Source organism: Geodermatophilus sp. SYSU D00079, assembly GCF_054050635.1.
In genome coordinates this window covers 56882-80674 of sequence record NZ_JBJGZS010000017.1, presented here as the reverse complement: position 1 = coordinate 80674, position 23793 = coordinate 56882, and the positions used below count along the sequence as shown (strand labels likewise).

19 protein-coding genes are annotated in these 23793 nt (G+C 76.6%); 8 read left to right on the top strand and 11 right to left on the bottom strand.

Annotated elements, in window-relative coordinates; all coding sequences use genetic code 11:
• Positions 1 to 55: 55 nt before the first annotated feature.
• The gene (locus ACI79E_RS14835; protein ID WP_456933327.1) at positions 56 to 1249 is read right to left on the bottom strand and encodes an FAD-dependent oxidoreductase; all 1194 of its coding nucleotides are present in this window, start codon (positions 1247 to 1249) and stop codon (positions 56 to 58) included.
• Positions 1246 to 2439: an alpha/beta hydrolase gene (locus tag ACI79E_RS14830; protein ID WP_456933326.1), complete on the bottom strand. Its 1194-nt coding sequence runs from the start codon at positions 2437 to 2439 to the stop codon at positions 1246 to 1248. Before ACI79E_RS14830 ends, ACI79E_RS14835 begins: the two co-directional genes overlap by 4 nt.
• A gap of 70 nt (positions 2440 to 2509) precedes the next feature.
• On the opposite strand from ACI79E_RS14830, the gene ACI79E_RS14825 reads away from it, so the two are divergent.
• Entirely contained in the window at positions 2510 to 3178 is a 669-nt protein-coding gene (locus ACI79E_RS14825) for a TetR/AcrR family transcriptional regulator (RefSeq protein WP_456933325.1), read from the top strand.
• Here ACI79E_RS14825 and ACI79E_RS14820 read toward each other — a convergent pair.
• Positions 3121 to 4089 carry an MsnO8 family LLM class oxidoreductase gene (locus tag ACI79E_RS14820; RefSeq protein ID WP_456933324.1) on the bottom strand — a complete coding sequence of 323 codons (969 nt, stop codon included), beginning with the start codon at positions 4087 to 4089 and terminating at the stop codon, positions 3121 to 3123. The genes ACI79E_RS14825 and ACI79E_RS14820 overlap by 58 nt on opposite strands.
• Before the next feature lie 267 nt (positions 4090 to 4356).
• Here ACI79E_RS14820 and ACI79E_RS14815 point away from each other — a divergent pair, with 267 nt between their 5' ends.
• The gene (locus ACI79E_RS14815) at positions 4357 to 5721 is read left to right on the top strand and encodes an alpha/beta fold hydrolase (RefSeq protein WP_456933323.1); all 1365 of its coding nucleotides are present in this window, start codon (positions 4357 to 4359) and stop codon (positions 5719 to 5721) included.
• 89 nt (positions 5722 to 5810) lie between these two features.
• A complete protein-coding gene (locus tag ACI79E_RS14810) occupies positions 5811 to 6356 on the top strand; it encodes a hypothetical protein (protein WP_456933322.1) in 546 nt (181 codons plus the stop codon).
• Positions 6357 to 6360: 4 nt separating this feature from the next.
• Here the strand turns inward: ACI79E_RS14810 and ACI79E_RS14805 are convergent, their stop codons facing one another.
• The 5 genes from ACI79E_RS14805 to recD2 all read right to left on the bottom strand — a co-directional run bounded on the left by ACI79E_RS14805 (position 6361) and on the right by recD2 (position 12296).
• On the bottom strand, positions 6361 to 6633 hold the full coding sequence (locus ACI79E_RS14805) for a hypothetical protein (protein ID WP_456933321.1): 273 nt from the start codon (positions 6631 to 6633) through the stop codon (positions 6361 to 6363).
• Between the two features lie 81 nt (positions 6634 to 6714).
• Positions 6715 to 7797 (bottom strand): PD-(D/E)XK nuclease family protein, encoded by a 1083-nt coding sequence (locus ACI79E_RS14800; protein WP_456933320.1) that lies wholly within the window; start codon positions 7795 to 7797, stop codon positions 6715 to 6717.
• Positions 7794 to 9245: a hypothetical protein gene (locus ACI79E_RS14795; RefSeq protein ID WP_456933319.1), complete on the bottom strand. Its 1452-nt coding sequence runs from the start codon at positions 9243 to 9245 to the stop codon at positions 7794 to 7796. Before ACI79E_RS14795 ends, ACI79E_RS14800 begins: the two co-directional genes overlap by 4 nt.
• 294 nt (positions 9246 to 9539) lie before the next feature.
• The gene (locus tag ACI79E_RS14790) at positions 9540 to 9995 is read right to left on the bottom strand and encodes a hypothetical protein (RefSeq protein WP_456933318.1); all 456 of its coding nucleotides are present in this window, start codon (positions 9993 to 9995) and stop codon (positions 9540 to 9542) included.
• 51 nt (positions 9996 to 10046) lie between these two features.
• The gene (gene recD2 / locus ACI79E_RS14785; protein WP_456933317.1) at positions 10047 to 12296 is read right to left on the bottom strand and encodes an SF1B family DNA helicase RecD2; all 2250 of its coding nucleotides are present in this window, start codon (positions 12294 to 12296) and stop codon (positions 10047 to 10049) included.
• Between the two features lie 187 nt (positions 12297 to 12483).
• Between recD2 and ACI79E_RS14780 the strand changes: the two genes are divergently transcribed.
• From ACI79E_RS14780 to ACI79E_RS14770, 3 genes are all read left to right on the top strand, one after another.
• Entirely contained in the window at positions 12484 to 12984 is a 501-nt protein-coding gene (locus ACI79E_RS14780; RefSeq protein WP_456933316.1) for a single-stranded DNA-binding protein, read from the top strand.
• Positions 12985 to 13179: 195 nt separating this feature from the next.
• Positions 13180 to 13869 (top strand): hypothetical protein, encoded by a 690-nt coding sequence (locus ACI79E_RS14775; RefSeq protein ID WP_456933315.1) that lies wholly within the window; start codon positions 13180 to 13182, stop codon positions 13867 to 13869.
• 34 nt (positions 13870 to 13903) lie between these two features.
• Entirely contained in the window at positions 13904 to 14755 is an 852-nt protein-coding gene (locus ACI79E_RS14770; RefSeq protein ID WP_456933314.1) for an alpha/beta fold hydrolase, read from the top strand.
• Between the two features lie 143 nt (positions 14756 to 14898).
• Here the strand turns inward: ACI79E_RS14770 and ACI79E_RS14765 are convergent, their stop codons facing one another.
• Positions 14899 to 16086: a cytochrome P450 gene (locus ACI79E_RS14765; protein WP_456933313.1), complete on the bottom strand. Its 1188-nt coding sequence runs from the start codon at positions 16084 to 16086 to the stop codon at positions 14899 to 14901.
• Positions 16087 to 16485: 399 nt separating this feature from the next.
• Here ACI79E_RS14765 and ACI79E_RS14760 point away from each other — a divergent pair, with 399 nt between their 5' ends.
• Positions 16486 to 19071, top strand: coding sequence for a DUF4062 domain-containing protein (locus tag ACI79E_RS14760; RefSeq protein ID WP_456933312.1), 2586 nt, complete (start codon positions 16486 to 16488; stop codon positions 19069 to 19071).
• 158 nt (positions 19072 to 19229) lie between these two features.
• On the opposite strand, the gene ACI79E_RS14755 is transcribed toward ACI79E_RS14760, so the two are convergent.
• A complete protein-coding gene (locus ACI79E_RS14755; RefSeq protein ID WP_456933311.1) occupies positions 19230 to 19598 on the bottom strand; it encodes a cupin domain-containing protein in 369 nt (122 codons plus the stop codon).
• 242 nt (positions 19599 to 19840) lie between these two features.
• Between ACI79E_RS14755 and ACI79E_RS14750 the strand changes: the two genes are divergently transcribed.
• Positions 19841 to 20827: a rod shape-determining protein gene (locus ACI79E_RS14750; protein ID WP_456933310.1), complete on the top strand. Its 987-nt coding sequence runs from the start codon at positions 19841 to 19843 to the stop codon at positions 20825 to 20827.
• Between the two features lie 4 nt (positions 20828 to 20831).
• On the opposite strand, the gene ACI79E_RS14745 is transcribed toward ACI79E_RS14750, so the two are convergent.
• Positions 20832 to 23780 (bottom strand): FtsW/RodA/SpoVE family cell cycle protein, encoded by a 2949-nt coding sequence (locus ACI79E_RS14745; RefSeq protein ID WP_456933309.1) that lies wholly within the window; start codon positions 23778 to 23780, stop codon positions 20832 to 20834.
• Between the last annotated feature and the right edge of the window lie 13 nt (positions 23781 to 23793).

Below are 23793 nucleotides of genomic sequence, written 5' to 3'. Positions count from 1 at the left end.
TCTCCCGGCCCGCGCTCCGCGGGGACGGGCGGGACGGGGCTGCTCGGCGCGGTGCTCAGGGCCGGACCGGACGGTCCCGGTGCAGCCGGCGGATCGGTCCCAGCACCGCCGCCAGGGGGACCCGGCGGAACGCCGCGTCCCGCGCGACGGCGACCGGCCGCGAGGTCCGGAACACCAGGCGGGCCAGCCACCGGGAGTTCTCCTGGGCCGACTGGACCCGGGACCGCTGCACCGCCTCGAACCGCCGCAGCAGCTCGGGCACGGCGGCAGCGGTGCCCTGCTGCAGCAACCGGCCCAGGACCGCGGCGGACTCCATCGCCATGGCCGCGCCGATGCCGGCCGTCGGCAGGAAACCGGCCGCGGCGTCACCCAGCAGCCCCACCCGGCCCGACGACCAGGACGCGGCCCGGACGTCGGCCAACGGCCAGAAGTGCACACCGCTGCCCTCGGCGACCGCGGTGAGGGCCCGCGCGGTGCGGCGGTCGTCCGTCCGCAGCCGGCGGCGGACCCGCTCGGCGAAGGCGGCCGGGCCCTCCCCGGTCAGCCGCCGCGGGCCGCCGACGAAGAAGCCGGTCCTGCCCCGCACCGGGTAGGTGCCGACGAAGAAGCCCGGCCCCCAGCACTCCTCGTACTGGTCGGGGGCGTCGTCCGGAGCCGTCCAGCCGACCCAGCCGCCCCAGCCGGTGTCGTACCGGCTGACCCGCTCCGGCGCCATGACCAGGGAGCGGGTGCCCGAGTGCACCCCGTCGGCGGCCACCACCACGTCGAACTCGGCGGTCCGGCCGTCGGAGAAGTCCGCACGGACGACGTCCGCGGACTGGACGAGGCCGCTGACCGTCGTGCCGTACGTGACCGGCCCGCCGGCGTCACCGAGCACGGCCAGCAGCTCGCCGCGCTCGATGCCGCGGTAGTCGCCGAGCGTGAGCAGACCGTCCAGCGGGTACCGGCGCAGGGGCCGGCCCGCCCGGTCCCGCAGCACGTAGCGGCGCACGGGCACGCTGCGCTCCCGGTGGGCCGCGGCCACCCCCAGGTGCTCCAGCACCGGGTCCACCAGCGGCACGAGCCCCAGCATGTAGCCGAGCCCGCCGTCGGCACCCCGGCGGTCGACCAGCACCGGGGACCAGCCGGCCCGCCGCAGGTGTCCGGCGAGGGTCGTGCCCGCCACGCCGGCGCCGACCACCAGCACCCGCACGGGGTCGTCGGAGACCGCGGCGAGCTGCTCGGACAGGCCCGCCGGTGCCGCGGTCACGACGACCGCCCCGCGACCGGAGCGGCGCGGCCGGCCCGGCCGACGGGGCCGGCCGGGTCCACCACCCGGGCGAGGAACGCCGCGACGCCGTCCACGACGGCCTCGAACCGCAGGGAGCGGAACCGGTCGAAGCCGTGCTGCGCCCCGGGCAGCTCGGCGTGGACGACAGGGTTGCGCGAGGACCGCCGCAGGTGCGCCGCGAAGGCGCGGGTGCCCTCCGCCGGCACGCAGGTGTCGCGGTCACCGTGGGCCAGGAAGAACGGCGGGGCGGCCGCGGCGTCGAGGACCAGCGGGGACGACGGCAGCTGCTCGTCGTCGGTCCGCCCGTGGTAACGGCCGTGGTGGCCGTACAGGCACACGGCCGCGCTCACCGTGGTGTCGACCTGCTCGAAGCCCGGCTGGAAGGCCGGCTCGCCCGGGGTCAGGGCGGCCAGGGCCGCGAGGTGGCCCCCTGCCGAGCTGCCGGCGACGACGACGGTGCCGGGATCGGCGCCGTGATCGGGCCCGTGCTCGCGGACCCAGGCGATCACCTTCTTGCAGTCGGCGACGTGGTCGACGAAACCGGCCGCCGGCCGCAACCGGTAGGTCGCACTGACGCAGACCCAGCCCTCCGCGGCCATCCGGTGCAGCAGGGCGCGCGCCTCCCGGCGCTTCCCGCCGCTGGAGTAGCCGCCTCCGTGCAGGTACACCAGGGCCGGTGCGCCGGCCGGGCGGGAGCGGTGCCGGTACAGGTCGAGCCGGTTGCGCCGCCCGGCGTCCCCGTAGGCGAGGTCCGGGATCCGCTCCACCGCGCGCGGTCGCCCCGGGAACGGTGCCAGCAGCACGTGCAGGAGCCGCCGCAGGGGCGGCCGGGCGTACCCGGCGCGGTCCCCCAGCCCGTCGACCAGCGCCCGGCCGACCACGTCCCGGGCGCGCACCGCACGGAGCGCCAGGACGACCAGGCCCGTGGCCGTCAGCGCCGCGAGGCCGGACGGCACCCACCCGGCCGGCTCGTCGGGCAACCCGTCCTCCACGAGGTCCGGAACGGTCGCGGTCAGCAGCAGGACGAGGAAGACCTGCGGGAGCTCACTGGCGCCCAGCGCGGCGAGGGAGCTGCCCACCGCCAGCGACCGGGGACGGCGGATCGGCCACAGGGCCAGCAGCACGGGGCCCGCGAACAGGAGCTGGGCGGGAAGGGATCCGGCGGACACGGCGCCTCCTCTACAGCTGTAGTGGCATGGCCTACGCTACAGCCGTAGAGGACCGGCGCAAGGAGTTCCGATGGCGGAGGACCGCAGGACCCGGCTCGCCGACGCGGCCATCACCACCCTGGCCCGCGAGGGCAGCAGGGGGCTCACCCACCGGGCCGTCGACCGGACCGCCGGGGTGCCCGAGGGCTCCACGTCCTACTACTTCCGCACCCGCCTCGAGCTGCTGCGCGCGATCGTCCGCCGGATGTCCGACCTCGACGTGGCGAGCATCCCGGCGTCCGAGCACACCAGCGCCGAGGAGTTCGCCGACGCGTTCACCGCCGCCGTCCACGGCCTGCTGACCGACGGCCGCGACCGGCAGCTGGCGCGCTACGAGCTCACCCTCGAGGGGACGCGGCGGCCGGAGTTGCGGCAGGCGCTCGTCGCCGACACCGCCCCCGTCCACGCCCGCCTCACCCAGCAGCTGGCGACCCTCGGCGTCCCCGAGCCCGGAGACGCCGCGCAGGACCTCCTCGCCCTCCTCGACGGGATGCTCCTCACCCGGCTCACGGCGACGGACGACCACCCCTCCCCGGACGCCCTGCGCCGCCCGGTGGTGCGCGTGCTCGCCGCCGTCGGCCTCGCGCTGCCGGCCGACGCGACGCCGGGGCCCGCCCGCGGCGGCGGGCCCCCGCGGTCCGGTCAGGCCAGCAGCTCCGCGAGCGCGGCGTCGGAGGCGGCGAGCGCCGCGCGGTCGTAGGTGGACCCCGTGGCGAGCAGCTCGTCGGCGCCGGTGCGCTCGGCGAGCTGCTCCAGGCGACGGCGGACGGTCCCCGGGCTGCCGGCGGTCGCACCGTCCAGCCCGCGCTCCACCCGGCCGGCCAGCCGGGCGTCCCAGCTCCGGGCGCGGAGGGCGGCTGGGGGCTCGAGCGGACCGAACTCCCCGGTGCGCCGGGAGCACACCATCGCCCACACCTCCGGGAGGGCCAGCTCGCGGGCCTCGTCGTCGGTGTCGGCGACCAGCACGTCCAGCGCCACGGTGACGTGCGGACGGCTGTCCCGGTGCGGCCGGAAACCGCGGCGGTAGGCGGCCAGCCGGTCACCGGTGTCGGGCTGGTCGAGCAGCGGGCCACCCAGCACGACCGGGAGCCCCAGCCGGGCAGCGACCTCCGTCCCGCGGCCGGTGGCCAGCACGAACAGCGGGATCGGCGCAGCCGGGACCGGGTGGACGGTGACCGGCGCGGTGCGCTCCAGGTAGCCGCGGAGCTCGGCGACGTCGTCGGCGAAGGTGTCCGGCTCGTCCCCGGTGCGGCGCAGCGCACGCCGCACCGGCGCGGTGAAGCCGAGGGACCGGCCCACCCCCAGGTCGATCCGGCCCGGGTACAGCGCGTCGAGCACGGCGAACTGCTCGGCCACGACGAGCGGCTGGTGGTTGGGCAGCATCACCCCGCCCGACCCGAGCCGGATCGTCGCCGTGCGGGCCCCGACCGCCGCCAGCAGCACCGCGGGCGCACCGGAGGCGATGCCCGGGACGCCGTGGTGCTCGGCCACCCAGAACCGGGAGTAGCCCAGCCCCTCGGCGGCGACCGCCCGCTCGACCGTGTGCACCAGAGCCGCCCCCTCGGCGTGACCGGCACGGGTGCGGGAGCGGTCGAGCAGCGAGAGCCTCACACCAGGGCCAACCGGGCGCGGCCCGTCCGGCTTCCGGCCGCTGCCGCCACGTCCACGACCGGGCGCGACCCGCCGTCCCCGGTCCGGGTGCACCGGCGGCCGCACACGTCCTCACGGGAGTCCGCACCACCGGTCCCCTCCCCTCGCCGGCATGCCGTCCGGTGGTGCGCGGACCTGGCAGGATCACCGGCCCGAGCGCCGCGGCGGTCACCACCCACCGACCCGCCCCCTCGGCCGTACCGCACCCACCAGGCAGAGGGACCCACGATGAGCACCGCAGCACCGACCGCCGCCGCGGGAGCCGCGCCCGCCACCGACCGTGCGGGCAGCGACCCGATCCGCAGCGTCATCGCCGGGTCGCTGGCGACCGGGGCGGCCGGCGCCGCCGTCCTCACCCTGGTGGTCGTCGGCGGGGCGCCCGAGCCCGTCGTCACCGGGGCGGCGCTGCTCGGGTTCGCCGTCGGCTGGGCGGTGCTGGCGGTGCTGTCGGCCAAGCTGACCGACCAGCCCCAGAGCTGGGCGTGGGGCCCGGCCGCGGCCCTGGCCGCGACCGGGCTCGGGCTCCTGGCCCTCACCCCGGACGATCGCGCCATCACCCTCAGCGGCTGGATCTGGCCTCCGCTGCTCCTGCTGCTCGCCGTCTGGACGTGCGTGCGCATCCGCCGCTCGCTGGCAGCCGGCAGGGGCCGCTGGCTGCTCTACCCGGTGGTCGCGGTCATGGCCGCGGCAGCCGTCGGCGGGATGGTCGAGACCGTCGGCCTGGCCGCCGACCGGCGCGACCACCCCATGCCGGGGCGGTCCTACGACGTCGGCGGTCACCGGCTGCACCTGGCCTGCACCGGCTCCGGCGGCCCCACCGTCGTGCTGCAGAGCGGGCTCGGCGAGATGTCGGCGAACTGGGCGCGCATCGTCCCCGAGGTCGCCCGCACCACCCGGGTCTGCGCCTACGACCGTGCCGGGCAGGGCTGGAGCGAGGACGCCGACCACCTCCAGGACGGGGTGCAAGCCGCCGACGACCTGCACACGCTGCTGCGCCGGGCCGGGGAGGACGGACCGTACGTGCTGGTCGGGCACTCCATCGGCGGCGACCACGCGATGGTCCACGCCACGCGCCACCCCGAGCAGGTCGCGGGCCTGGTCCTGCTCGACGCGACCAGCCCCTACCGGGCGCAGGACACCGGTGCGGTCCACGCCGGCCCACCCGGCGCGGTCGCGGTGCTGCCCAGCCTGGCCCGCCTCGGCATCGGACGGCTGCTGCCCGCCTCCTCCTGGTCCGCGCTGCCCGAGCCGGCCGCGGCACAGGTGCAGGCGTTCGTCGCCAGCCCCCGCGGCTGGCGCAACGTGCGCGACGAGACCGCGACGATGCCGGCCCTGCTCGACCAGGCCCGGGCGCTGACCGCTCTCGGCAGCACACCCCTGGTCGTCCTCACCGCCGGGGGCGAGGGCCATGACCCGAGCTGGTCGGCCGCGCACGGCCGGATGGCCGCGCTGTCGACCGACAGCAGCCACCGCCTCGTCGACGCCACGCACGCCGGGCTGCTGGACGAGGAGGCGGGTGCCGCGCAGTCGGCGCGCGCGATCGACGACGTCGTCGGCGCCGTGCGCACCGGTTCGCCGCTGGCGGCGGGGTGACCCGCTGACGCCGGGGCGTCCGGTCCGGCCGGAGCGGGACGCGGCGGGGCAGCCCCGGGCCGTCGTACCGGGGCTCTAGCGTTCCCGGCGTGACCGATGGGTTGGACGCGGGGGACCTGCCCGGAGCGGGCGCGGAGCCGGCGGGCGCCGAGCTCTGGGAGCGCACCCAGCGGGCCGAGGAGCAGGTCGCCGCGGCCTACGAGCGGATGACCGCCGCCGCGTCGGAGCGGGCGCGGGCCGCCGTGGCGCCGGAGTTCCTGCGGCGGGTGCGCCGGTTGCTGACGCTGCGGCTCGTGGCGGTCGCCGGTGACCGGCGGCGCGCCTTCCCCCAGCAGGTGCCGCCCGCCGGGAGGGACGGCGTCGCCGCGCTGTGGGCGGAGGTGTTCTGGGCGGCGCGGGCGCGGAACCCCGACGACGACTCCGGCGTGCTGGAGGCGACCGACGCGTCGATCCGGGGGCTGCTCACCCTGCGGCCGTCGGACCTGACCGACCCGGGCGCGGTGCGGGTGTGGTGGGAACGGCTGGCGCTGGTCGAGGAGACCTTCGGCGGCCTGGAGATGGAGGCCCAGGTGACGGTGGAGCGCCTGCGGGCCACCGCCGAGTACGAGCAGCAGCTGCGCGGCGAGGCGTACTGACCGCTCACGCCGGCACGCGTCCCTCGTCGGCCGCACCCGCCCCGGGCTCGGCCAGGGTCCAGCTCGTCCGCCCGTGCAGCGGCGGGGTCTTGGTGCCGTCGGTGAACCACACGACGACGCCTCCGGAGGCCCGGCAGCGTGCGCGCACGACACGCACCCGGCCGCCGCGCACGGTCCTGGTCGGCCGCACCAGGGGCAGGCCGAAGTCGGTACCGACGACATCGCTGGTCAGCACCGACTCCCCGGCCGCCAGGTGGCTCGTCGAGACGGTGGTCATGGGTGTGCCTCCCGGACACGGGGCCGGTCGGAGGACCGGCCCGGCGATCGGTTTCCTGGGGTGGGGCGAGGTGGCCGGTGTTCAGTCGGGGCGCGTGCCGGTGCGGGTGACCCGGATCGTCTGCGGGCTGCGGATCCGCCGCGTGGGGACGACCTCGCCGAGCTCGGCCAGCCGCTCGACGGCGGCGTCCTTGTCGACCTGGGTGCGCAGGCTGCCGCCGGACCACTCGCAGTGCAGGTCCTCCGCCGGCCCGGAGCGGCCCCGCAGTCGTTCCCGCGCGTACTCCTTGTGGCGCCGGGCCTCGTTCTCGGCCGCCCGCCAGGCGTCGTAGTCGTGCACGGCCTCGACGTAGTCCTGGTCGGTGACCGTGAGCCGGGACTGGCGCGAGACCTCGCCCTCGGTCTCCGGGTCGACCGGCGGACCCCAGCACAGGTCCAGGAAGGGGCACCAGTCGCACATGGTGTCCACCCCGGGGCCGAACCCGTCGCGGGGGACGGCGTCGGGGCCCTCCTCCTCCACGGTGGCGTAGACGTCGGTGAGCCAGAGGAGGGCCTCGGCCGTCAGTGCCGGGTCGGAGTCGGCCTCGAAGACGACGTCCTCGCCCGAGTCCCGGGACAGGTACCGGAGGCGCAGCCCCTCGACGTCCTGACCGACGCCCTCCGGCAGACGCCGGTCGGCGGTCCGCCCGGTGCGCAGCAGCCAGGCGTAGACCGCGACCTGGAACCAGTGCTTGGCCGGCACCCCGCGGGTGAGCACCCGCTCGAAGCCGAACCGGGACGTGGTCTTGAGGTCCTCGACGACCGGGGCGTGCCACCAGTCGCACCGGCCCTTGACCTGCTCGCCCCGCAGCCGCACCTCGGTGAGCCCGCCGTACTGGCGGCGGAGGGTGCGCAGCACCCCCCGGTGCAGCTCCGTGCCGAGGAAGGCCTGCAGCCCGGTGCGGGTGTTGGTGGGCCGGCGCCGGGCGACCCGGTAGGCCGCCCGGCGCCGGCACTCGCCGAGCTCGGAGGCGCCGATCATCCGCTGCCGGGAGCGGGCCCGGCGACGGTCGAGGTCCCGGACCGCCGCGGCCAGGCTCGGCGCGGCCCGCCGCTCGGCCGCGCTGGGCCGAGCCGGCAGGACCGCCTCCGTCGCCCCGGGCGGGGCGGACAGGACCGCCGTCACGCGACGATCTCCTGCTGCCCGACCGGCACACCGGCCCGCTGGGTGGCGATGACCTCGCGGACCAGCGCGGTCAGCCGCTTGGTCGCCACCTGCTCGACCGGCCGGCCGAACCGCTCGCCGATCAGCTCGTCGGTCATCCCGAGGTCCTCCAGGCTGGCGAGCACGCCCTTGCGCGCGGCGGTGAGCCGGCGGTCCCGCGGGTCGTCCGGGGTCGGCGAGGCCTCCAGCAGGGGGTTCTTCGGCGCGGGCGGCGCCTCGACCGCCGCTGCGGAGGCCGCGGCGGCGGCCCGGGCCGCCTCGACCACCGCGGCGGGCGTGGTGGGTGCGGGCGGAGCGGCCGGGGTCCGGCGGCGACCCGCGGGGTGGCTCTGCACGGCCGCCTCGACGAACTCCTCGTGCCGGGCCTGGATCAGCTCGGCGACGGTGTACGACCCGCCCGGGGTCGGGACCTCGACCTGAAGCAGGGCGCCGCGGTTGGCCTCGCCCCACAGCTCGCGCAGCTCGTCGTCGTCCTCGGCCTCCCGGATCCGGGCCGCCAGCTCGCCGACGTCCGGCTCGCTGCGCCGGCCCGCGGTGCCGCTGCGCGCCTCCTCCTCGTCGCGCTCGTGCGCGAGCAGCCCGCCGCCGTGGAACGGGACGAGGTCCCGGACGTGCGCCGAGCCCGGGTCGCACTTGAGCGCGTCGAAGACCAGCCACTCCAGCAGCCGGCCGTCCGCCGCCGGGTCGGTGACCTCCTTGGCCGGGTCGTCGTTCGGCTTGATGCCCACGTGCACGCTGCGTGCCCCGACGATCAGCGGCCGGCGCCCGCGGCGCAGCCGCACCCACACCGTGGCCGCGTAGGGGAACTCCCGGTGGGTCTGCACCGACCAGGTCTTCTGCCCCTCGACCGGTCGGCCGTTGGCGTCGACCTCGGTGACCTCCTTGCCGCGCGCGGTGACGACGACGATGCCGGGGAAGGTGAGCAGCTCGGTCTGCAGCTTGCGCCAGCGGGATCCGGCGTCGTTCCACAGGTTCTGGCTGATCACGATCTCGGCGTTCGGGTCACGCTTGAGCAGCTCGCGGTTGCGGGCCGACGTCGCCGCCCGCGCGCTGGCCCAGTCCTTGAGGCCGTCCCAGATGGCCGAGCCGGTGTCGATGCCCAGCACCACCGGAGGCTCGCCGGCGTCGGCCGCGCGGCGTGCCTCGGCCTTGACCGCCTGGACGGCGGCCAGCACCTGGGCGTAGGAGCCGTCGTGCTCGATCAGCTGGTAGTCCGCGCCGGGGATGGCGCCGTACTCGTCACCCGCGCCCTCGTTGAGGTCGATCCAGTACAGGGCGCTGATGCGCTTGCTCGTGCTGAACTGGGCCAGCGCCCAGCTCTTGCCCGCCTTCTCCTCGCCCTCGACGAGGATGCACGGCCACGGGACGCGGCCGGTGGGCTTGCGGATCTTCAGGCCAGAGACAGCCATGGTGGACTCCTAGCGACATGGGGAAGCTGTCGACCCGGAAGCTATGGGCGGGTACCGACACAACCCGGCGGCCCGCGCAAGCACCTCGCCGACCGCCGACCGAACGCCCAGGTCAGGGGGCCGGGACGGCGTGTCGGCGTTCGCTGTCGGCGTAAATCCGTCCGCCTCGGCGGGGCCGGGGGCCCGCGTGCGCGGCACGTGCACGCGCCGTCGTCCCCGGACGGCGCCGGCAGCGGGACGTGCACGCAGCGCGCCCCGCCGCGGGCGAGGGGGCGCGGCCCGGGGCGGAGGACCTCAGCGCAGCTGCGCGGCCACCCGCTCCAGGCCGGCCCTGATCAACCGTCCGTACTCGTCGTCGCCGAGCGCGTCGATCGTGGCCCGCGCCTGCTCGAGGTGCGCGCGGGCGCGGGCGAGGTCCCCCAGCCGGCGGTGGCACTCGCTCAGGTTCAGGTGCAACGACGGGTACAGGCCGGCCACCGGGAGCGTGAGGCCGGCCTGCGTCGCCCGCGCGGCGGTGACCAGGTCGGCGGCGGCCAGCGCCCGCTGGTCCCAGACCAGCTCGTCGTGCACGTCGTCCTGCACGTCGGCCATGGCGTGCGCGAGCGTGCACCGGAGCAGCGGGTCCCCCTGCTCGCCGCCGATCTCGTCCCACAGCTGCGCGAACCGGTGGCGGGCGGCCGCCCGCTCGCCCCGGTGACCGAGCTGCGCCACCTCGCCGATCCGGATGAGCACCGGGTCCGTGATCACCACCGTTCCTCCCCTCCGGTCCTGGGCGCCGGCCCCGACCTGCGAGCAACCCGGTCAGCCGGCCAGCGGGATCGGCGGGGAGCCGGCGGCGGCCGGCCGGCCGCGGAGGCGGCGGGCGAGGCCGGTGTGCCGGCGTCCGGAGCCGGTGGCGCGCACGGCCTGGGCGAGCGCCCGCGGCGAGCCGACGAGGACCACCAGCTGCTTGGCGCGGGTGACGGCGGTGTAGAGCAGGTTGCGCTGCAGCATCGTCCAGGCGCTGGTGGTCAGGGGGACGACGACGCAGGGGTACTCGCTGCCCTGGGCGCGGTGCACCGTGACGGCGTAGGCGTGCACCAGCTCGTCGAGCTCGCCGAAGTCGTACCCGACGGTCTCCTCCTCGTCGGTGACGACGGTGAGGGTCTGCTCGACGGGGTCGATGGCGGTGACCACGGCCTGCGTGCCGTTGAAGACCCCGTTCGCGCCCTTGTCGTAGTCGTTGCGGATCTGGCTGACCTTGTCCCCGACCCGGAACACCCGACCGCCGAAGCGCTTCTCGGCGCGGTCGGGCCGGGCCGGGGTGAGCGCCTCCTGCAGCAGCTCGTTGAGCGCGGCGGCACCGGCCGGTCCGCGGTGCACCGGGGTCAGCACCTGGACGTCGCGGCGCGGGTCGAGCCCGAACCGGGCCGGGATCCGGCGGACGACGACGTCCACGGTGAGCCGCGCGGCCTCCTCGGCGTCCTCGGTGCTGAACAGGAAGAAGTCGTCGAGACCGCGGACCTGGGGCGGCCGGCCGGCGTTGATCCGGTGCGCATTGGTCACCACCCCCGACCGGCCGGCCTGCCGGAAGACCTGCGTCAGGCGCACGTGCGGGACCGGGCTGCCCTCGGCGAGCAGGTCCCGCAGCACCTCGCCGGCGCCGACCGAGGGCAGCTGGTCGACGTCGCCGACCAGCAGCAGGTGCGCGCCCGGCGGGACGGCCCGCACCAGCTTGTTGGCCAGGAGCAGGTCCAGCATCGAGGACTCGTCGACCACGACCAGGTCGGCCACCAGCGGCCGCTCCCGGTCGAAGGCGGCCTCGCCACCGGGGCGCAGCTCCAGGAGCCGGTGCACGGTCACCGCCTCGACCCCGGACAGCTCGCTCAGCCGCTTCGCCGCCCGGCCCGTGGGAGCCGTGAGCACGACCCGCGCGCCCCGGGCCGCCGCCAGGGTGACGATCGAGCGGACGGTGAAGCTCTTGCCGCAGCCCGGGCCACCGGTGAGGACGGCGACCTTCTCGGTCAGCGCCAGGCGCACCGCCTCCCGCTGCGCGGGCGCCAGCTCCACGCCGGTGTGCCGGTGCAGCCAGGTCAGCGTGGCGTCCCAGTCCGTGTCGGCGAAGCCCGGCACCCGGTCGGCGTCGGCGGTGGCCAGCCTCCTCAGGCCCGCGGCCAGGGAGACCTCCGCACGGTGGAAGGGGACGAGGTAGTACGCCACCGTGGGCGGCTCCCCGTCGGCGCCGGGGAGCTCCTCGCGGACGACGTTCTGGTCGGCGACCAGGAGCGCCAGGCAGTGGCCCACCAAGGCGGCCGGGACCTGCAGCACCTCGACCGCCCGGGCGACCAGGTCGGGGCCGGGCAGGAAGCAGTGCCCCTGCCCGGTCGCCTCGGAGAGCACGTACTGCAGCCCCGCCTCGACCCGCTCGGCGCTGTCGTGCGGGATGCCCACCGCGGCGGCGATCGCGTCGGCGGTCCGGAAGCCGATCCCCCACACCTCGGCGGCCAGGCGGTAGGGCTCGGTCCGGACCACGCCGATCGAGGCGCCGCCGAACTGCCGGTAGATGCGCACGGCCAGCGAGGTGGACACGCCCACGCCCTGCAGGAAGACCATCACCTCCTTGATGGCCCGCTGCTCCTCCCAGGCCGCGGTGATCAGCCGGGTCCGCTTGGGGCCGAGGCTGGGCACCTCGGCCAGCCGGCCCGGCTCCTCCTCGATCACCCGCAGCGCGTCGACACCGAAGTGGTCCACGATCCGCGTGGCCAGCCGGGGGCCGATCCCCTTGACCAGCCCCGACCCGAGGTAGCGGCGGATGCCCTGCACCGTGGCCGGCAGCACGGTGGTGTAGTCCTCGACCTGGAACTGCCGGCCGTACTGCGGGTGGGCACCCCACCGGCCGTGCAGCCGCAGCGTCTCCCCCGGCTGGGCGCCCAGCAGCGACCCGACGACGGTGACCAGGTCACCGCCGCGCCCGGTGTCCACGCGGGCCACGGTGTAGCCGGTCTGGGCGTTGGCGTACGTGATCCGCTCCAGCGTCGCCTCGAGGACCACCCCCGCCCGCCGCTCCCCCATCCGCCATCCCCCTCGCCGACGCACCCGGTCCGGCGATCGATGGTTCCACCGCCCGGGGACAGGTGTGCGGTCCCGGCGCCGGGATCCGCCGGGGAACGGACGGCGAGCCGGGAACTGTCGGTGGGGGCCCCTAGCCTCGGGGCGCGCTCACCCGAGCGATGCACCGAACGACACGGAGGACCGGATCATGGCCGGCGACACTGTTCTCACCATCATCGGCAACCTGACCAGCGACCCCGAGCTGCGCTGGACGCCCTCGGGCGCGGCGGTGGCCAACTTCACCATCGCGTCGACCCCGCGCACCCTGGACCGCCAGACCCAGGAGTGGAAGGACGGCGAGGCCCTGTTCCTGCGCTGCAGCGTGTGGCGGGAGGCGGCGGAGAACGTCGCCGAGTCGCTGACCCGGGGCTCGCGGGTGATGGCACAGGGCCGCCTCAAGCAGCGCTCCTTCGAGACCAAGGAGGGCGAGAAGCGCACCGTCGTCGAGTTGGAGGTCGACGAGATCGGCCCCTCGCTGCGCTACGCCACGGCGACGGTCACCAAGGCCACGCGCTCGGGGGGCGGCGGCGGCCGAGGAGGCGACGGCGGGTTCGGGAGCGGGGACGGCCGCGCCGCGACCGGGCGGGACGACTCCCCCGACCCGTGGGCGACGCCGGTCGGTGCCGGCAGCGAGGAGCCGCCCTTCTGAGCCGCCCGGGCTCCCCGGCCGGCATCCGCCCGTCCCGGGCGGATGCCGGTGCGCCTGCCGCCGCGAGCTGACGGCGCGATCGGCGACAGCCAGCAGGGTCTGGACGCCGCCGACCGCGACGAGACGCACGCGCGGGCTGACCGGGTCCTGGCCGCGCCTGCTCCTCGACCGACCGGTCCTCCAGCATGCCCACCCGTGGTGGGCGCGCTGTTCCGGGACGGGCCCGGACACGGGCACCGCCCGGCGAGGAGCCCGCTCGCGGTCCTCGTCCTGCTCGGGGTCGCCGCCGTGGCCGGCCTCGGGGTGTGGGAGCTCGTCGACGACGAGGACGCCTTCGAGCTCGCCGACCGCTACGGGGCGGACGGGCTGCGGCCCGCCGCCGAGCGCGCGGTCGCCGAGGAGATGGGCGCCCTCGTCGGGGACGCGCAGCCGTTGCTGGACCGGACGCACGACATCTGCCTGGTCGACCCCGAGACCGACACGGGCGACCTGTTCTGGAACGACAGCGAGGGCAGCCTGCGCTGCCTCGTGGGGGCGACCGTCGTCCTGCCGCTCCCCGCGGACGACGACGCCGGGGCCACCGCCGCGACCCAGCGGGTGCTCGGGGACCGGTGCGAGGTGGTGCCCGCCGGCATCGGCGCGGGCAGCCGGTCCTGCCGGGGCAGCCTCTGGTACGGCCTCCACCCCCTCGACGACCCCGCGGGCCGGGAGGAACTGGAGCTGCAGCTGAGCTCGACGCCGGCGGGCGCCCTCGCCGAGCCCGTGGACCTCGGCGACCTCCTGGCGCAGGCAGCCGCCCGGGACGCCGGGTTCGCGCTGGTGCTGGAGTACAGCGACACCTACCTGGAGGTGGACCTGGACTGCCCGCCCGCGCCGCGGTGCTGAGACCGCTGGGGCGCCCGGGGTGGTTGTGTGGGGCATGGACTCCCCCACGTTCGTCCTCGTCCACGGCGCCTTCTGCAACGCCGCGGTGTGGGGGGCGACCGCGCGCGAGCTCACCCTGCGCGGGTACCGGGCGGTCGCCGTCGACCTGCCCGGCCACGGTTTCGGGGCCACCATCCCGGCCGGCTACCTCGGCGCCCAGGACCTCGACGCGCTCGCCCACGCGCCCAGCGGCATGGCCGGCATCAGCACCGCCCAGGACGTCGCCGCGGTCGTCGCGACCGTGCGCCGCGCCCGGGAGCACGGGCCCGTCGTCCTGGTCGGCGCCAGCCGCGGCGGCCTGACCCTGACCGCGGTGGGAAACGCGGCCCCCGAGCTGGTCGACCGCCTGGTCTACGTCTCCGCGTGGTGCCCGGTCGCCGCGACGGTCGGCGAGTACTCAGCCGCGCCGGAGAACGCGGGCAGCCTCCTGCCCGGCGCCGGTGTGCTCGCCGTCGGTGACCCGGGGGAGATCGGCGCGATCCGGCTGAACTGGCGCACCGCCGACCCCGCGCACCTGGACCTGCTCCAGGCCGCGCTGCTGGCCGACGGCACGCGGCAGGAGCTGCTGGCCTACCTGCACCTGCAGGAGCCGGACGAGGCGCTGGTCGTCGACGAGGTGGCCACCCGGGCCGATCCAGCCACGTGGGGGTCGATCCCCCGCACCTACGTGCGCCTGACCGGGGACCGCGCCCTGCCGCTCCCCCTCCAGGACCGCTTCATCGCCGAGGCCGACGCGCTGCTCCCCGACCGGCCCTTCGACGTGCAGTCCCTGGCCAGCAGCCACCTCCGGTTCCAGATCCACCCCGAGGAGTTCGCCGACGTCCTGGCCGCCGGCCTGCCCGGCTGAGGGACCGGCTCGCCCGCTGCGCCGCGCGGCCCGACCCACGCCGGTCCACCGGCGGGCCAGTGCCCGGACACCACCGCGAGCAGCGCGCACACGGCCAACCGCACGGGCGACCGGGCCGGTGCCACGGCGGATCCGCACCCGGGTCAGGCGGCCACGACCGCCAGGGGCAACCGGGTGACGGCCACCATCGTCCACGGGTTGCGGTGCTCGACCTGCTCGTCGCCGGCCACCTCGATGTCGCGGTAGTGCTCCAGCAGCAGCCGCAGCGCGACCCTCGCCTCCAGCCGGGCCAGGGGGGCGCCCAGGCAGAAGTGGATGCCGTGCCCGAAGGCCAGGTGCGGGTTGGGCGAGCGGTGCACGTCGAACCGGCCGGGGTCGGCGAAGACCCGGGCGTCCCGGTTGGCCGCGGCCAGCCAGGGCAGCACCACCTGGCCCGCCGGGACCGGCACGCCGCCCACCTCGGTGTCCGCCCTGGTCATGCGGGCCAGGCGCGGGAACGGCGTCCGCACCCGGAGGACCTCCTCGATCGCCGCCGGGAGCAGGGTGGGATCGGCCCGGACCTCGGCGGCGGCGTCCGGGTGCTCCTGGAAGCAGACGACGCTGTTGCCGAGCGTGGCGGTGGTCGTGACGTGGCCGGCGATCAGCAGCAGCCCGACGAAGCCGATGATCTCCTCGTCGGCCAGCCGCTCGCCGTCCACCTCGGCCCGGACCAGCTCGCTGATCAGGTCGTCCGCGGGGTGCGCCCGCCGCGACCTGATGTGGTCCAGGAAGTAGGCGTTCATCTCCCGCATGGTCGGCGCGACGGCCACCACCGCCTGCTCACCGGCCTCCCGCAGCGCCTGGTCGGGGTCGACCTCCTGGCTGAAGAGGACGTCGGCCCACGTGCGGAACAGCGGCCGGTCCGTGGCCGGGACGCCGAGCAGCTCGGCGATGACGATGACCGGCAGCGGATGGGCCAGGGCGTCGACCAGGTCGAACCGCTCGCCGACCCGGTCCAGGAGCTGGGTCGTCAGCTCGGCGATGCGCGGTTCCAGCCCGGCCACGACCCGCGGTGTGAACGCCTGGCTGACCAGGGTCCGCAGCTTGCGGTGCTGGGGTGGGTCCATCCGGAGGAAGTTGCCGCGCTCGAAGAGCGTGACGTCGGCCTGGTCGGGCAGCAGCGCGCCCAGGTCGGAGGAGAAGACGGACGGGTCGGAGAGGACGGCGCTGGCCTCCGGGTGCCCGAGCACCTGCCAGCACTGCTGCCTGTCGTCGAAGTGGACCTGCCCCTGCGCGCGGCCGCCCTCCAGCTGCGCCAGGAACTCCTCGAGTGTCGGTCGGGTGGTCGTCATGCGGGCCGCTCCTCCGGTCGGCGTCCTGCCGTCGAGCCGGCCGGTACCGGGCGAGGACGCTGCCGGGACGACGGCGGAGGCGCCGGCGCCCCGGGGGGCCGGGTCGGCCCCCACGGGACGTCGCGCGGCCGTCTCCCGGGCCCCGGGGCTCCTGGAGCTGCTGGAGCGGGACCGAGGCGCGCTGCGAGCATCGGCGGGCTCCCCTTGCACCGCCACCGTAGGACGCCGGGCAGCCCCTGTGACCCTCTCGGCGCCCCGTCCGGCTCCCCGCGCGTGCGCCGCTCCGCCGCGGGTGGTCGGGAGGCGGTACCCACGGCGGGCCGGGATCGCGACACTGTGCTCTCGGGCCTCTCCTCCCGGCCGCCGGACGTCGACGGCCGACCTCCCCGGGGACGACGCATGACGGTGGACGAGCAGCACAGGACCGCGATCCGGACGCCGGACCAGCGGCTGCGGGTCTTCGTGAGCTCCACGCTGGCCGAGCTCGCCGAGGAGCGGGCGGCGGTCGCGCGCGCGATCACCGCGCTGCGGCTCACGCCGGTGCTGTTCGAGCTCGGGGCCCGCCCGCACCCGCCCCGCGAGCTGTACCGGGCGTACCTGGCGCAGTCCGACGTCTTCGTCGGGCTGTACTGGCAGCGCTACGGCTGGATCGGCCCCGGCATGGACGTCTCGGGCCTGGAGGACGAGTTCCGGCTGTCCTCCTCGATCCCCCGGCTGCTGTACGTGAAGGTCCCGGCGCCCGACCGTGAACCCCGGCTGACGGCCATGATCGCCGAGCTCGAGTCCGCCGGCGCCGACTCCTACCGCCCGTTCCGCACCCCGCGGGAGCTCGCCCGCCTGGTCCGCGACGACCTGGCGCTGCTCCTGAGCGAGCGCTTCGGCTCCGCCGACCGCGCCGCCGACCACGAGGGACCACCGCCGTCCACGGCTCCGGACCGGCCGGGCCCGCGGACGCTGCCGGTGACGTCGACGTCGCTGATCGGGCGGGAGCGGGACGTCGCCGAGGTCTCGCAGCTGCTGGGGTCCGGCGCGCGGCTGGTGACGCTGACCGGACCCGGCGGCGTCGGCAAGACGCGGCTGGCGATCGCGGTGGCCGAGGGGCTCGCCGACCGCCACCCGCGCGGCCCGGTGTTCGTCCCGCTGGCCTCGGTCGCCGACCCGGCGCTGGTGCTGCCCCGCGTCGCCGCCGTCCTCGGCGCCACCGTCGACGGCGCCCGCCGGCCCCTGGACGCCGTGGCCGAGCACCTCGCGGACGTGCCGACACTGCTCGTGCTGGACAACCTGGAACAGGTCGTCGGCGTGGCACCGGACCTCGACGAGCTCCTCGCGCGGTGCGCCGGGCTCACCGTCCTCGCGACCAGCCGCACCCCCCTGCGGCTGCGGGCCGAGCGGGAGTACGCGGTCGGCCCGCTCACCGTGCCCGCGTCCGCGCAACCACTGGATCCGGACGAGCTCGCCGCGCTGCCCGCCGTGCGGCTGTTCGTCGACCGGGCCCGGGCCGTCCGCCACGACTTCACGCTGACCCCGGACGACGCGCCGGCGGTCGCGGAGATCTGCCGGCGCCTCGACGGGCTGCCGCTGGCCATCGAGCTCGCGGCGGCGCGCACCCGGCTGCTGGACCCGGCCGCGCTGCTCGCCCGGCTCGGCCGTCGCCTCGACACCCTGGGCACCGGGCCCGTCGACCTCCCCGAGCGCCAGCGCACCCTGCGCGCGACGGTCGAGTGGAGCGTGGGGCTGCTGGCCGACGACGAGCAGCGGATGCTGGCCACCCTGTCGGTGTTCGTCGAGGGGTGGACCCTCGAGGCCGCCGTGCACGTCTGCGGTCTCCCCGAGGAACGGACGCTCGACCTGCTCGACGTGCTCACCGGGCACAGCCTCGTGACCGTCGACGTCAGCGGCACCGGCCCGCGGTTCCGCATGCTGGCCGCGGTCCAGGAGCTCGCCGCCGAACGCCTCGCCGCCCGGGCCGACCAGGGCGACGTCGCCCGGCGGCACGCCGGGTACTTCCGCGCCCTCGTCGAGGACGCCGACTGGCCCGCCGAGCGCCAGGGACGGTGGGCCGGACGGCTGCGGACCGAGGAGGAGAACCTGCGCGCCGCCATCGGCTGGTTCCTCGCCCACGACGTCGCGCCCCTGCCGCACCTGTTCCGCATCCTCTGGCTGTTCTGGCAGATGCGCGGGCGCATGCCGGAGGCGCGGGCCTGGATCGGCCGGCTCCAGCGGCAGGCCGACGCACTCGACGACCGGGCGCGCGCCGAGCTGCTGTTCACCTCCGCCGTCACGGCCGTCGAGGTCGGGGACGACGCCAGCGCCCTCGCCGCCGTCGACGAGCTGCGCTGCGTCGTGGGGCGGACCGGGGACGCCTACCTGGAGAGCGCCGCCCAGCTGGCGACCTCGTGGACGCTGCCGATCTCCGACGACTTCGAGGGGGCGCTGCGCGCGGCGTCGACGGCCCTCGACGGCTTCCGCCGCCAGGACGAGCCCTTCATGGCCTTCGCGGCGCTGACCGTCGGGGGGCTGGAGATGGCGCTCGGCCGGCCCGAGGACGCCCGCGCGCACCTCACCGAGGCCGATCGGCTCGGCAGCCGGTACGACAACACGTGGCTGCGGTCGGCCGCGGGCAGTCAGCTCGCCACCCTCGCGGTGCGGTCCGGGCACCTGGACGAGGCCCGCGCCCTGCTGGTGCGATCGGTGGAGCGCGGCGAGGAGACCGAGGTCAGCACGCTGCCCCTGACCTTCTCGCTGGTCGCCACCGCGCACCTCGCGCTGGCCCGGGGCGACGCACCGCGGGCGGCGACCGCCCTGGGCGCGGCCGACGGGCTGCGCCACCGGGCCGGGCTGCGGGCCTGGCCGGCGACGCGGCGCGCGGAGGCCGAGCTGGTCGCCCGCGTGGCGCAGGCGCTCGGCGCCGAGGAGCACGCCGCGGCGTTCGCCGCCGGCGGCGAGCTCGGCCACCGCGAGGCGGTCGCCCTCGTCCGCGGCTGACCGGTCCCCGCGCCCTCAGGCGCCCGGTGCGGCCGTCCGACCGGGCGGGTCGGCCGGCCGCGTGTCCCTGGCGGGCACCGACGGCGACGCCACGGACCGGGCCGGCGGTGGCGTCGGTCCGGGCGCTGCCGGCCCGCTGCTCCGGGCGGACCCGAGGACTACGACGGACGCGCCCACACCGAGGCGCCCTGCCAGTCGATGGCGACGACCACCTCCTCGCCCACGACCCACGCGTCGTGGCCGGGTGGCAGCGACGTCACGTCACCGGGCCCTGCCTCCACCTCGGTGCCGTCGGCCATCAGGACGTGGACCCGGCCCGACACCTGGTACTGCTGGTGCGGCGCCTGGCAGAGCTCCGTCCCGGCCACGGGGCGGACGTGTGCCGACCACCGCCAGCCGGGCTGGAGGGTGATCCTGCCGACCTGGGCGCCACCGGACAGGTTCAGCAGTTCCAGCCGCCAGTTGTCCCCCTCGCGGACCTCGTCCGGCTGGTCGAAGGTGACGTGCTCCAAGGGCTGGGTGTCCATGACTCCTCCCGTTCCCGTGCCCCCCCGATGAGGTCAGTTGTCCCCGCCGTCACCGGTCAGGTCAACGGGGAACGCGCCGTTCTGCTCTCCACGACCGCCCGTCCCCCGACATCCCCACCGCCCGACCGGAGGGCAGGCGGAACGGGCCGGGTCAGATTCCCGCCCGGACGACGCCGCCGAGCCTGGACCGGGCACCGGCGCACCCCCAGACTGGTCCGGCAGCCGGCGGTCAGGAGGCACGGGTGGATCTGGGCATCGATCTCGGGACCGCCAACACGGTGGTGAGCGACGTCCGCCGCGGCATCGTCTTCGACGAACCGACCGTCATGCTGCTGCGCCGCGGCGGTGCCCGCCGGGAGAAGGTGCTCGCCGTCGGGCGCGAGGCGGCGGACCTCCTCGGCCGCGCGCCCTCCCGGTTCGCCGCGGTCCGGCCGCTGCACGACGGCGTGGTCACCGACCTGGAGACCGCCCGGCTCTACCTGCGCCTGGTCCTGCAGAAGGCCGGACGGCGGGTGTGGGCCCCGGTGCGCGCCGTGATCGGGGTGCCCGCCGGCTCCACCGCCCTGGAGAACCGCGCGCTGCTCGAGGCGGCGGAGGAGGCGGGCATCCGCCCGGTGACCGCGCTCGACGAGTCGATCGCGGGCGCGGTCGGCTGCGGCATCGACCCGCTGGAGCGGCGCGTGCACATGGTCGTCGACGTGGGGGGTGGCACCGCCGAGGCGGTGGCGTTCTGCTTCGGCGGGGTGCTCGCCCACCGGACCAGCAAGCTGGGCGGGGACGAGATGACGACCGCCGTCTCCCGCCACCTGCGCGAGCAGCACCAGCTGCACGTCGGCGAGCTGGAGGCCGAGGAGGTCAAGATCCGCTCCGGGTCCGACCCCGGCGGCTCGCTCGTCGTCCAGGGCCGGGACGCCGCCAGCGGCCGCCCGCGGCTGGCGACCGTGCAGGCGGCCGAGGTCGCCGACGCGGTGCGTCCGATCACCGACGAGATCGTCCGGACCCTCGCCGCGTCCCTCGACGACCTGCCGCCGCAGGCGATCGCCGACGTGCTGGCCGAGGGCGTGCTGGTGTTCGGCGGGTCCGCGCTGGTCCCCGGCTTCGCCCAGGAGCTGGAGCGGAGCCTCGGGCTCCCGGTCAAGCTGGCCGAGGACCCGCTGACCTGCGTGGCCGAGGGCGCCGCGCGGGCGCTGCGCGACCGCCCGCTGCTCGCCGCCTACGGCCGGACCTGACCGCTCACGGCAGCTGCACCGGGCCGGTGCCGACCACGTCGGACCGGTGCTCCAGGTAGTGCCGCAGGGCGTCGGCCGTCACGTTCCGCGCGGTGTTGGCGCCCGTGCCCGGGCCCTGCACCAGCGTGGTCACCACGATCTCGGGGGCGTCCACCGGGGCCGCGGCCGAGATCCAGTTGTCGTACTCGTCGGCGCGCAGGCCGCCGTCCTGGGCGGTGCCGGTCTTCGCGCCGGCCGGCTCCGGGAGGTCGGCCAGCCGGGCGGCGGTGCCGCCGGTCACCGCCGCGCGCATCCCGTCCCGGACCGGCCCCAGCTCACCGGCGAACGGCAGCGGCGTCGCCGCCGGCGCGGGGAGGGCGGTGAAGGTGCCGGCGTCGGTGCCGATCGCCAGCCCCAGCCGCGGGGTGACCAGGCTCCCGGTGGCGAGGGCGGCGGTCCACCGGGCGTTCTGCAGCGGCGTGACCTGGATCTCGCCCTGGCCGATGCCGAGGATGACGGTGGACCCGCCGTACCAGGTGCCCCCTCGCGCCCGGACCGACTCCGGGGTGCCGAGGTAGCCGGCGGACTCCGCGGGCAGGTCGATCCCGGTGGGCTCGCCCACCCCGAGCGTCCGGGCGGTCTCGGCGATCCTCTCGGCGCCGAGGGCGAGGGCGAGCTTGTAGAAGTAGACGTCGTTGGAGATCGCGAGCGACTCCACCAGGTCCATCGGCCCCATCGGCTTCCAGTTGCCGAACGTGTGGCCGCCGTAGGTGAAGCTGGCCCCGGTGGGGATGGCCCGGCGTGGCGCGAACACCGGGTGGGCCTGGTTGGCCGCGGCGACGACCAGCTTGAACGTCGACCCCGGGGGCGCGACGGCCTGGGTGACGTGCTCGAGCATCGGCGACCCCGGCGCGTCGGCCAGGGCCTGCAGCGCGGCGGCGTCCACGGGGGGCCCGTAGACGTTGTTGTCGTACGACGGGGTGCTGGCCATGGCGAGGACCTGCCCCGTCCTGGGGTCCATCGCGACGGCGGCACCGATCTTGCCCTGCGGCCGGGGCTGCGCGCGCACGGCCGCGGCCAGACCGCTGTCCAGCAGCCGCTGCAGGCCGAGGTCGATCGACAGCCGCAGCTCGGCACCGGGCACGGGGTCCCGCCGCTCCCCCAGCGCGGCCGGCACGCCGGTGGGGTCGACGTACACGCACTGCCGCCCGTTGATGCCGCGCAGCACCGCGTCGTACTGCTGCTCCAGGCCGGCGCGGCCGACGAACTCCCCGTTCGGCAGGCCGGGCCAGCGTTCCTCGTCCTCGGGCGTGGCCACCCCCGCGAAGCCGAGCACCGGCCCGAGCAGGGCGCCCTGGGGGTAGCTGCGGCGCGGCTCCGGGACGACGAGCACGGCGGCGATCCCGGCCGCGGTGACCGCGGCACCGACCTCCCGGGGCACCTCGGCCACCGGCAGGGAGAGTGTGGTGGGCTCCGCCGCCGCGATCTCCGCGTGCAGGTCCGCGCGCGGCCGGCCGGTGAGGTCGGCCAACCGGTCGACGTCGGCGGGCCGGGTGCGCAGCAGGGCGGGCACCACGAGCACCCGGTCGACGCCGCGGCCGACGTCCGCGGCGTTCACGGCGAGCGGCTCGCCGTGCCGGTCGGTGATCGCGCCGCGCGCGGCGGGCAGCCGGATGCAGCGGGTCATCTGCTCCTGCCCGACCACCTGCAGGGCCTCGCCCTGGGTGCGCTGCAGGCGCCATCCGTAGACGCCGAAGGAGACCAGCAGCACCGAGAGGGCCAGCGCGGTGACCCGGACCAGCCGTGGTCGCGCGGCGTACCGGTCGGGTGCCCACAGCCGCCGCCGGGCGCCGTCCCGCCGCACGGCGAGCACCACCCCGATCGCGGCCAGGTGCACCACGAGCGCCGTCCCGCCGTAGCTGAGCAGGGGGAACGGGACGCCGGCCAGCGGGAGCAGCCCGAGGTTGGCCCCCACCGAGACGACGATCTCCACGCCCATGAGCACCGCCAGCCCCCCGCCGACGAGCGCGCCGTGCGGGGTGCGGGAGGTCCGGCTGGCCAGCGCGAGCCGCCAGACGAGGACGATCGCGGCGAGCACCGCGCCGGCGCCGGCGACCAGTCCCCACTGCCCCACCAGGCTGGCCAGCGCCAGATCGGTGTCCCGTTCGGGCAGGTACTGCGCGCGCAGGCCGCGGAGGGGGTCGTCGGTCCGTCCGAACAGCCCTCCGGAGCCCACGGCGATGTGCGCCTGCCGCAGCGCCCACCCCGAGCCGGTGGGGGACTCGTGCGCGCCGACGAGGAAGGTGCCCAGGCGTTCGACCTGGTAGGGCCGCAGCAGGCTGATCAGCAGCGGCGCCGCGACCGCCGCCGCGGCGACCAGGGGCAGCAGGAACCGGGCCGGGACGCGACCGATGACGAGCATGGCCCCGGCCAGCACCACCAGCAGCGTGGTGGTGCTGAGGTCCGGCTGGAGCAGCGTGAGCCCGATGGGCACGGCGGCGAGGGCGACGGCGAGGGAGAAGCGCTGCCACGCCGGCCGGCCCGAGCCGAGGACGGCGGCCAGCACCAGGAGCAGCCCCAGCTTGGCCAGCTCGGAGGGCTGGAAGGTCAGGGAGCCGATCGCGATCCACCGGGTGGCGCCGTTCGCCGAGAGCCCCATCGTCAGCACGCCGACGAGGAACAGCACGGCCGCGCCGTAGGCGGCCCAGCCCAGGACGCCGAGGTAGCGCACGCGGACCCGCCAGAACACCGCGAGGGCGAGCACCCCGCCGGCGGCGATCACGGCCTGCCGCGCGGCCAGCTCGGTGGCGCCGACGAGGTACAGGTTGGCCAGGCCCAGCCCGACCAGGGCCAGCGCGGCGGCGACCGCGAGCAGGTCGAACGCGCCACTGCGGAGGGCTCGGCGCTGCTCCCGGGTCCGCCGTGGCCTCCGGGGTCCGTCGATCGGCGGCCCGGCCGGGCCCGAGATCGGCATGGCGTCCTCCCTC